Here is a 9,657-nt window from a genome sequence, read left to right as displayed (position 1 = left end):
CCGGGCGCAGGGCGGCCTCCGCGGCGCGGGGCCCGCCGAGGTCCTTGACCGTGAAGCGCAGGAAGTGCGGGTGCGGCGGTGCGGACAGCGAGTACCCGCGCTGGGCGCCGCGGCCGGCGGGGTGGGGCTCGCGATGGCCGCCTCGCTTTTCCCGGTCCGGCTGGTACGGGGCCTGCCGCTGGCCGCCCTGCTCAGCTGCACCGGCCCCGACAGGCGGCCGGTCACCGGGCGGTACGCCCTCCTCCCCGACGGCACCGCGCTGGTGGAACTCGCCGTCGCCAGCGGGCTGCCCCTGATGTCCCGCCCCGCACCGCTCACCGCGACCACGAGGGGCACCGGCGAGACCGTCGCGGCGGCCCTCGACACGGGCGCACGCCGGCTGACGGTCGCCCTCGGCGGCTCCGCCTCCACGGACGGCGGCACCGGCCTGCTCGCGGCGCTCGGCCTGCGGCTGACCGACGCGGAGGGCCGGGACCTCGCCGACGGCGGCGGGGCGCTCCTGCGGGCCCACCGGGTCGATGCCACGGGCCTGCGCCCGGCGCCGCCCGACGGGGTGGTGCTCCTCACCGACGTCACCAATCCGCTGCTCGGCCCGGACGGCGCCGCCGCCGTCTACGGACCGCAGAAGGGCGCGGACCCGAGCGGGATCGCCCTGCTCGACCAGGGGCTGTCCAGGCTCGCCGCGCTCCTCGGTGCGGACCCGGACCAGCCCGGCTCCGGCGCGGCGGGCGGCACCGCCTACGGCCTCACGGCCGCGTGGGGCGCCGTCATCCGCCCCGGCGCCGCCGCCGTCGCCGACCTCCTCCACCTCGACCAGGACATCGCCACGGCGGATCTGGTGATCACCGGTGAGGGCAGGTACGACGCGACCAGCCTGCGCGGCAAGGCCGTTGGCGAGGTACTCGCCCGGGCCGCCCGCGCCGGCGTCCCCGCCCGGATCGTCGCGGGCGAGTCGGCCGACGACCGGGCCCTGACCCTCAGCGCACTCGCGGGCGACCCGGCCTCCGCCCGGGAGCACGCCCGGAAGTGGCTGGTCCGCGCCGGCGCCCGCCTCGCACACGACGCGGCGAAGGGCTGAACTCCCGTCGTCCTGCGCGGCCGGCCGCCGACCGCGCAGGACGGCAACCGGCCCGTCGGCCGGGAGGACGGCACGACCGCTTCGGCACCAGGCTGTCGGACGGTCGGCCTTCAGTCGCACCACGACTCGGCCACCGAGGCGGCCAGAGCGGTGGCCTGGGCGTGGCCCGCGCGGGCAGCAGCCGGCCGGCGTGTGTCGTCCACCATGTTGCGGCCCATCACGCGACGCGCGGCACGGTCCGGGGACAGCAGGACAACGCGCGCCCCGTCGTCGGACAGATCCGCGGCCTGCTGCCGCGCGTCCGGATGCGGCCCGACCGCGTGGGGGATCGGCACAACCGCCAGCACCCGGCGATACCCGCGCGCGAGCTGGAGGTTGGCAGTCGAGCGGCTGCCGCCGTCCATCCAGCGCCGACCCGCCACGGTTACCGGCGGCCATACGACGGGCACGGCACAGCTCGCCGTGACCGCTTCGAGGAGCGTCACTCCGGAGTGCGCGTCGAACACCTCGACGTTTCCGGTCCGGGTGTCGACAGCGGTGATCCGCAACTTCCGCTCGGGCCAGTCGCGCACCTCGCCCAGGAGCGCGCCGACCGTCCCGAAGACCTCGGACTCCGGGCCGGTGCGGGCACGCAGCGCCGTCCGGGCGAGGCGGTCCACGGACCGCTGTGGATCGCGGGAGCCGAGCGCCGCCCAGAGGAAGCGCGCCGTCTGGCTCGCCGTCACCGGGAGACGGACCGCGTCGACCCCGGAGAGCTGACGCTCGTACAGCTCTGCCGCCGGGACGCCGGACAGGAGCCGGGATCCGAAGACGGCACCGCCGGAGGTGCCGATCACGACCTCGGCCCCGGAGAGATCGATCCCGGCCTCGGTGAGTCCGGCGAGGACCCCGGTCAGCCAGGCCCCGCCCACCGGTCCGCCGCCGCCGAGCACGAGTGCGGTGTCTGCCACGCTTCCCCCTTTCGCGGAGGTGCCCGTGGACGTCCACGGGCGACGAAACGGGGAATGGCCCCGCTTGCTCCGCCGACAAAAGCAACAGTACCGGGGAGTGCTCCCCGGTACCGGTGTCGAGATGACAGGGGAGGCGTGACGAGCGAGCCGCCGGCGGTGCGGCACCGTGATGCGCTGCGCAACCGGAAGGCGAGCAGGCGCGGACCGCTTTGCCCGCATGCCGTCCGGGCACGGCAGCTCCCGGACGGCATCGGCCTCGTGGGGTCGCGGAGGCCTACCAGCGGCCGCGCGACGGCGCCGGGTCGAGCTTGGCGCTGAGCGCCGAGAGAAAGGTCGGGAGCTCGTCGACCACGGCCTCGGGGTCCGGGGTGGTCCGCACGGTGCCCCGAACCACGTCCTGGACGACGAGTGTGTGGGTGCCGTCCTCCTCGACGAGTCCAACGGCGTGGAGCAGGGTTTCCATCGAGGCTTCCGTCGGTGGTGCTCCTAGGTTTGGGGGTCGTTGAGCCAGGCGGTCCACGCCTTGGTGGCCAGGTGCTCGTCGGCGTCCTCGGCGAACAGGTGGTGGCCCAGCCAGATCGGCCAGTCCCAGGAGCTGCCGTTGAAGAACCGGTACAGCGCGTCGGGGCCGCGCAGACCGACGAAGTCGGTGCTCAGCCAGTCCACGACCACCTCCTCCGAGCGGCCTTCCCGGCCCGGGAGGGCGAGCGGGAGCCGGTCGCCGACGGCCGCGTCGTCGGCGAGGCCGAGGCGTCGGCGCAGGGCGGCGAAGTCGGCGGGGTCGGTGGTGGTTTCGGGGCGCTGGGCCTTGACGTAGACGGCGGGGCGGCCGGCGAAGTGCCGCAGGTACTCGGCGAGGCCGTGCTGGTAGAAGTCGACGTGCTTCTCGGCCGCGTCCGACCTGGTGTCCCAGCCCTCGTCGACGACGCCCTCGTGCACCCAGTGGATCCCCATGCTCAGGTGGCTCGACCCGTCGGCGACCGGCTCGATGCGGTACCTGAGCGTGTTCGAGAACCCGCCGTCCCTGGTCGCCCGGACGGCGAAGTGGTGCGGGGGCTCCCACGCCACGACGGTTCCGCCTCCGCGGGAGACCGTTCCGCCGACGCGCGGCTCGACCTCCATGGGGTACAGCCAACGGAGGTTGCCGGCCCCGGTGGCGACCGCCTGCCAGACCTCCTCCGGTACGACGGGAAGGTCCTGCTCCCTGCGGACCTCGAACTCTCGGGCCATGGTCGGTACTCCTCTGCAGTGGATGGGGTGTTCAGTAGGTCAGCGGCAGGACGGACAAGTGCCGCTGCAACGGGTTGGGCCGCCATTCGAGGGCCGCCCCGTCGGCGGCCTCGTCGGCCAGCCGCAGGTGCGGGAGCCTGCGGACCAGCGTGCCGACGGCCACCTCGGTCTGGAGTCTGGCCAGCGGGCCGCCGAGGCAGAAGTGCGGGCCCGTCCCGAAGCTCAGGTGCCGGTTGCGGGGGCGTGCCAGGTCGAGCCGGTCGGGGTCCTCGAAGCGGTCCGGGTCCCGGTTGGCCGCAGCGAGGAACGGGTACACCAGCTCGCCCTCGCGCAGCAGTTGGCCGCCGATCTCGACGTCCTCCGCGACGACCCGGACGATCGACTGGGTCGGCGTGTCGTAGCGGGCCAGTTCCTCGACGGCGGTGCGGATCAGCGCCGGGTCCTCGCGCAGCCGGGCCAGCTGGTCGGGGTGGCGCAGCAGGGCGAGCACCCCGTTGCCGATCAGGTTGGCAGTGGTCTCGTCCCCGGCGGTGATCAGGACGAAGCAGGTGGACAGCAGTTCGGAGTCGGTGAGCCGGTCGTCGTGTGCCTGCGTGGCGACCAGGGCGCTGATCAGGTCGTCGCCCGGTTCGCTCCGGCGCTGCCGGATGAGCCCGGACAGGTATTCCTCGTACTGGTCGACGGCGGCCTCGGCCTGCTCGATACCCGCGGTGAGGTTCCCGAGCCGGCGGAACCAGGTCTTGACCTGCGGGCGGTCCTCGGGCGGGATGCCGAAGAGCTCGCAGACGACGGACAGCGGCAGCGGGGAGGCGATCGCCTCGATCAGGTCCATCGTCGGCCCCGCCGCGACCGCCTCGTCGATGAGCTGGTCGACGGTCGCCTGGATGCCGTCGCGCAGGGCTTCGACCCGCCGGGCGGTGAACGCCCGGTTGGCCAGCTTGCGCAGCCGGGCGTGGTCCGGCGGGTCGGTGTTGGTCATCACCCGGCCGAGCCGGTTGGTGAGTCGGCTCAGGGCCTTCAGGTTGCCGCCCAGGCCGCCGAGGGCCCTGGTCATCCGGTCCCGGTCGTTCGACAGGCGCAGGTCTCCCAGGGCCGCGTCGACGTCGGTGTACCGGGTGAGGTACCAGATGCCCTGGGCGCTGCGGTGGACGGGGCTCTCGCGCCGCATGCGGGCATAGAGCGGGTACGGGTCCCGCCGGGCCTCGGGGGTGAGCAGCGCCGCGGCGAGGTCGGCGGGCGGGCCGGGGTGGGCGGACGGGGCGAGGCCCGCCGCGGGGCGGGCCTCGTCCGTGGTGTCGGTCGGGTTCACTACGCGCCGCGCTACCGCTGGGCGTCCATGGCGTCGGCGAGGCTCCTGGGCCGCATGTCGGTCCAGGACGTCTCGACGTACTCCAGGCAGGCGGCGTGGGTGTCGGGGCCGTGGGCGACGGTCCAGCCCTCGGGGACGTCCGCGAACTGGGGCCAGAGCGAGTGCTGGTTCTCGTCGTTGACGAGCACGAGGAAGGTGCCGTCCTGGTCGTCGAAGGGGTTGGTCATGGGAATCAGTCCTCCTGGTGGGAATGGGTGGTGTCGCCGGTCGCCTCGGTGATCCTGGCGGCCAGGATCGGTCCGATCTGGGCCAGTGAGCCGGCTTGGGTCATCCGGTCGTGCCGGGTGGTGATCTCGTGGGACTCGATCCGGCCGGTGACGTACGGACGCCAGATCTCGGGCTTGGCGTTGTCCTCGGCCCGGTCGATCGTGGAGTTGAACAGCAGCAGGTCTCCTTCGAACCTGCCGGGGACGAAGTCGACCGCCAGCTTCGCGTTGTTGATCATGATCTGGACGATGACCTCGATCTGCCGCTCGGTCAGGCCCTGCAGCGCGCTGCCCCGCCGGTTCAGGACCTCGGCGACCTCGGTGTAGGTCACCACCTGGTCGCCCAGCTCGTCCGGGTCGACGTCGAGCACACCGACGAGCACGTCCCGCTCGGTGGGCACCGGCACCTCCTCGAACTGCACGTCCTTCACCGGGTAGGCGTCGAGGATCGCCAGCAGCGCGGTCCGCTCGCCTCGCGACTGCAGCTCGCAGGCCACCGCGTGGGCGACCAGCCCGCCCGCGGACCAGCCGAGCAGCAGGTACGGGCCCTCCGGCCGGATCTTCTGGATCTGGTCGGCATAGTCGGCCGCCATCTCCTCGAAGGACGTCGGCAGCGGTTCGGGCCGGCCGAGGCCGCGCGCCTGGATCGCGTAGACCGGGTGCTGCGGGCCGAGGTGGTTCAGCAGCCCGCTGTACGACCAGCTGATGCCGCCGCCGGGGTGGATGCAGAACAGCGGCGTGCTGGTCCCGGTCGAACGCAGCGGCAGCACCACGTCCAACGCGTCGTCGGGGTTGTCCATGACCAGGCGCTCGGTGAGACCGGCCACGGTCGGTGCCTCGAACAGCATGCGCAGGCCCAGCTCCAGGCCGAGGGTCTCGCGGACCCGGGAGGCGAGGCGGGCGGCCAGCAGGGAGTGCCCGCCGAGGTCGAAGAAGTTGTCGTCGATCCGCACCTGCTCCCGGCCGAGGACCTCGGCGAACAGGCCGCACAGCAACTGCTCCTGCGGCGTCCGCGGGCCGCGCCCGGCATCCGACACCCCGTACTCGGGGGCCGGCAGGGCGGCCCGGTCCAGCTTTCCGTTGGCGGTCAGCGGCAGCGCGTCCACGGTGACGAACGCCGCCGGCACCATGTAGTCGGGCAGTTCACGGCGCAGCCGGCCGGGCAGCTCACCCGTCTCGGGCGTGCCCTCGGGGGTGGGCACCAGGTAGGCGACCAGCCGCTTGTCGCCCGGCCGGTCCTCACGGGCGACCACGGCCGCCTGGGCGACACCCGGACAGCCCGCCAGGACCACCTCGATCTCTCCGGGCTCGATCCGCAGGCCGCGCAGCTTGACCTGGTGGTCGGCGCGTCCGGCGAACTCCAGCGTGCTGTCGGGACGCCACCACGCCAGGTCGCCGGTGCGGTACATCCGGCTCCCGGGCGGCCCGTACGGGTCGGCGGTGAAGCGCTCCGCCGTCAGGCCGGGCCGGCCGAGGTAGCCGCGGGCCACGCCCGTCCCCGCGAGGTACAGCTCGCCGACCATGCCGGTCGGCACCGGCCGCAGCCGGGCGTCGAGCACGTAGGCGCGCATGTTCGCCATCGGCCCGCCGATCGGCACGGTCGCGGCGTACTCGGGGAGGCTGCGCACCGGGTGGCAGGTCGCCAGGGTGGTGGCCTCGGTGGGCCCGTAGCCGTTGACCACCTCGATGCCGGGGCAGGCCGCCAGCACCCGGGCGACGGCGGCCGGGGAGACCACGTCACCGCCGGTCCACACCTCGCGCACCCCGGCGAGCAGGCCCGGCCGCTCCTCGGCGACCAGGCGGAACAGGCCCGCCGTCAGCCACAGTCCGGTCACCCCGTTCGCGGTGAGCGTGTGCTGGAGCAGGTCGAGGTCGAGCTGCTCGGGCGGTGCGACCACGACCCGACCACCGTTGAGCAACGGCACCCACAGCTCGTAGGTGGAGAGGTCGAAGGCCGTCGGGGAGTGCATCAGCACCCGCTCGTGTCCGCCGCCCCGCCATTCGGGAGTGAGCGCGAGGCCCACCACGTCACGGTGGGTGACGGCCACGCCCTTCGGCCGGCCGGTCGAGCCGGAGGTGTACATGATGTACGCCAACTGCCCTGGTTCACAGGGGACTTCCACGCAGGAGGAGTCAGGCTCGGACTGCACCAGTGCGGTCAGCACCTCCTGGGTGAGCACCAGGGCGGCCCCGCTCTCCCGCAGGATCAGGTCGATCCGGGAGGAGGGGAAGCGCGAGTCCAACGGCACGTAGGCGCCGCCCGCCTTGATGATCGCCAGAATCGCCACCACCAGCTCCGCCGAGCGGTCCAGCATGACCGCGACCGGCGTCTCCGGCCGCACGCCCTGGCGGATCAGCGCCCGTGCCAGGCGGTTGGCCCGCAGGTCGAGCTCCGCGTACGTCAGCTCGACACCGCCTGCCACGACCGCGACCGCCTCCGGAGTGGCCCGCACCTGGCGGGCGAACAGCTCCGGCACCGCGGCCTCGGGCAGCTCGGCCGGGGCGCCCTTGGATCCGGCGAGCAGTCGGCGGCGTTCCTCGCCGGACATGATGTCGATCCGGCTGATCGGCCGGTCGGGGTCGGCGACCGCCGCCCGCAGCAAGCGGACCCAGCGCTCGAACAGCAGCTCCACGGTGGGCGCGTCGAACAGGTCGGTGGCGTACTCCACCGCGCCGACCAGACCGTGGGACCCGCCGTCCGGGCGGAACTGCTCGGCCAGGCTGAACGTCAGGTCGACCCGCGAGGTCCCGGTCGGCGCCCCCAGGTGGCCGGTCTCCAGCCCCGGCAGCGCGAACTCACCGATCGGCGCGTTCTGCAGGGCCAGCATGATCTGGAACAGCGGGTGGTGGGCCAGCGACCGGGTGGGGTTGACGGCTTCGACCAGGTACTCGAACGGCACGTCCTGGTGGTCGTACGCGGTGAGCGCCTTCTGCCGTACCCGGCCGAGCAGTTCGGCGAAGCCGGGGTCGCCGCTGGTGTCGGTGCGCAGCACCAGGGTGTTGACGAAGAACCCGACGAGCTCGTCCAGCGCCTGGTCGGTCCGCCCGGCGATCGGGCTGCCGATCGTGAGGTCCGTGCCGGCGCCGAGCCGGGTGAGCAGGGCGGCGAGGCCGGCCTGGAGCACCATGAACAGGCTGGCGCCGCGCTGTGCGGCCAGGTCCCGCAGCGCCTGGTGCAGTTCGGCGTCCAGGCGGACCACCACTTGGTCGCCCAGCTGGGAGGCCACCGGCGGCCGGGGCCGGTCGGCCGGCAGCTGCACCTGCTGCGGAATTCCTGCCAACTCATCCTTCCAGTAGGCCAGTTGCCGGGCGAACAGGCTGTCCGGGTCGGCGGCGTCGCCAAGCAGGTCGCGCTGCCAGGCGGTGTAGTCGGCGTACTGCACCGGCAGCGGGGACCACTGCGGTTCCTCGCCCCGGCAGCGGGCCGCGTAGGCCGCCGCCAGATCACCGGAGAGCGGACCCATCGACCAGCCGTCGGCGGCGATGTGGTGGACCACGACGAGCAGCACGTGCCGCTTGGGGGCGAGCACGTACAGCTCCGCCCGGATCGGCGGCTCCGCAGCCAGGTCGAAGCCGCGTTGGGCCGTCTCCGCCAGCCGCTCGGCCAGCCGGCGCTCGTCCAGCTCGACCACCGGCAGTGCCGGGTGCGCCCGGTCGGCGCTCAGCACGACCTGATACGGCACGCCGTCGCTCTCGCGGAAGACCGTCCGCAGGCTCTCGTGCCGGGCGACCACGTCCGCGAGCGCGGCGTGCAGGGCCGAACGGTCGAGGCCACCGGTCAGGCTGAGCGCGAGCGGCATGTTGTAGGTGGCGCTCGGCCCGTCCATCCGGTGCAGGAACCACAGACGGCGCTGGGCGAAGGACAGCGGCACGCGCTCCGGGCGGGGCCGGGCGGTCAGCGCGGGCCGCGCCGCTCCGGAGCCGTCCAGGCGAGCCGCCAACCCGGCCACGGTCGGGGTCTCGAACAGCGTCCGGACCTCCAGCTCCGCACCGAGGGTCGCCCGGACCCGGGAGGCCAGGCGCGTCGCCAGCAGCGAGTGCCCGCCCAGGTCGAAGAAGCTGTCGTCGACGCCGACCTGCGCCAGGCCGAGCACCTCGGCGAACAGCTCGGCAAGGAGCTGCTCCTGCGGGGTGCGCGGCGCCCGCCCGGCCGCGGCCGGGCCGAGGTCGGGGGCGGGCAGCGCGCGGCGGTCGAGCTTGCCGCTGGCCGTCAGCGGCAGCGTCTCCAGCGCCACGAACGCCGACGGGACCAGGTAGTCGGGCAGCCGGTCCCGCAGCCAGTCGCGGAGTTCACCGAGGAGGGCCCCGGTGCCACGGCTGCCGGTCGGGCGGTTGGTCAGCGAGGACAGCGTCCGGCCCGTGCCCCGGGCCGGACGGTACGGCTCGACCGGGGAGCCGTGAAGCGTCCGCGGGTCGGCGAAGACGACGTCCACGGCGTCGGCCTCGGTAGCCGACCAGGTGACGACCACCGAGCGGCCGAACTCCAGCCCGAGGGCGTGGAAGTCCTCCGGGTCGGGGAGGTTGTCATCCTCCGGGGCGTGCAGCCGTTCCCGCAGCTCGGCGAGCGTTCCGTCGCCGTTCCGCACCGCCCGGGCCAGGTCGGCCTCGCGCACCACCCGGCGGTTCGGCACCCCGGTGATCCGCAGCACGTCGGCGGGCGCCTGGGCGAGCAGCTCGCGCAGCTCGTCCGGCCCGGCGACCTGCCGGCCCCAGGCCAGCTCGACGGACCGGTCCCGCGCCTCGACCGGTACGGCCGTCCGCTTGTGCAGCGTCACGTCGTAGCGGTAGCGGGTCAGTTCGTTGTGGTGGCGGCCGCGCTTGACC

Annotated in this window: 7 protein-coding genes; 1 reads left to right on the top strand and 6 read right to left on the bottom strand. The window is 74.0% G+C overall.

Annotated elements, in window-relative coordinates:
• Positions 1 to 1,078 (top strand): glycerate kinase (locus ACFU7Y_RS32315; protein ID WP_380770509.1); only part of this gene is annotated, 1,078 nt, incomplete at its 5' end.
• Between the two features lie 110 nt (positions 1,079 to 1,188).
• Here ACFU7Y_RS32315 and ACFU7Y_RS32310 read toward each other — a convergent pair.
• From ACFU7Y_RS32310 to ACFU7Y_RS32285, 6 genes are all read right to left on the bottom strand, one after another.
• Complete coding sequence (locus tag ACFU7Y_RS32310; RefSeq protein WP_224282498.1) at positions 1,189 to 2,028, bottom strand: patatin-like phospholipase family protein; 840 nt, start codon at positions 2,026 to 2,028, stop codon at positions 1,189 to 1,191.
• 274 nt (positions 2,029 to 2,302) lie between these two features.
• Positions 2,303 to 2,491 (bottom strand): hypothetical protein, encoded by a 189-nt coding sequence (locus tag ACFU7Y_RS32305; protein ID WP_224282499.1) that lies wholly within the window; start codon positions 2,489 to 2,491, stop codon positions 2,303 to 2,305.
• Positions 2,492 to 2,514: 23 nt separating this feature from the next.
• Complete coding sequence (locus ACFU7Y_RS32300) at positions 2,515 to 3,258, bottom strand: SRPBCC domain-containing protein (protein ID WP_224282500.1); 744 nt, start codon at positions 3,256 to 3,258, stop codon at positions 2,515 to 2,517.
• Positions 3,259 to 3,289: 31 nt separating this feature from the next.
• Complete coding sequence (locus ACFU7Y_RS32295) at positions 3,290 to 4,567, bottom strand: cytochrome P450 (protein ID WP_380770508.1); 1,278 nt, start codon at positions 4,565 to 4,567, stop codon at positions 3,290 to 3,292.
• Positions 4,568 to 4,578: 11 nt separating this feature from the next.
• Entirely contained in the window at positions 4,579 to 4,794 is a 216-nt protein-coding gene (locus ACFU7Y_RS32290; RefSeq protein WP_224282622.1) for an MbtH family protein, read from the bottom strand.
• Positions 4,795 to 4,799: 5 nt separating this feature from the next.
• A partial coding sequence (locus tag ACFU7Y_RS32285; protein WP_380770507.1) for an amino acid adenylation domain-containing protein occupies positions 4,800 to 9,657 on the bottom strand: 4,858 nt, incomplete at its 5' end.

Source organism: Kitasatospora sp. NPDC057542 (genome assembly GCF_042801945.1).
Taxonomy (GTDB): domain Bacteria; phylum Actinomycetota; class Actinomycetes; order Streptomycetales; family Streptomycetaceae; genus Kitasatospora.
This window is presented reverse-complemented; position numbering and strand designations above follow the sequence as displayed.